Source organism: Mycobacterium sp. shizuoka-1, from assembly GCF_002723835.1.
Lineage (GTDB): Bacteria > Actinomycetota > Actinomycetes > Mycobacteriales > Mycobacteriaceae > Mycobacterium.
In genome coordinates this window covers 1-270 of the sequence record NZ_BEWG01000023.1, presented here as the reverse complement: position 1 = coordinate 270, position 270 = coordinate 1, and the positions used below count along the sequence as shown (strand labels likewise).

The window sequence follows — 270 nt, the reverse complement described above, 5'->3', positions numbered from 1 at the left end:
ACACCACATCACCGGCAGCCGGACCCGCAACAGCGGCCGGAGCCGCGCCAACAGGCGCCGCCGCTACCGCCACAGGCGCAAAGTCGGCGATCGTATCGACCACATCCTGCAACGTCCGCAACCCCGACAACTCCGACGCCGGAATCTCCGGAGCACCAGGGAACTTCGCCTGCAACGCCGCCAAAATCTCAACCTGCTTGATCGAATCGATCCCGAGCTCGGCCTCCATCTCCATGCCCAACCCGAGCATGTCCACCGGATAACCCGTCT

Annotated in this window: 1 protein-coding gene; it reads right to left on the bottom strand. The window is 64.4% G+C overall.

Features of this window, described 5'->3' with window-relative positions:
• A partial coding sequence (locus MSZK_RS07730; RefSeq protein WP_233211170.1) for a phosphopantetheine-binding protein occupies positions 1-250 on the bottom strand: 250 nt, incomplete at its 3' end.
• Between the last annotated feature and the right edge of the window lie 20 nt (positions 251-270).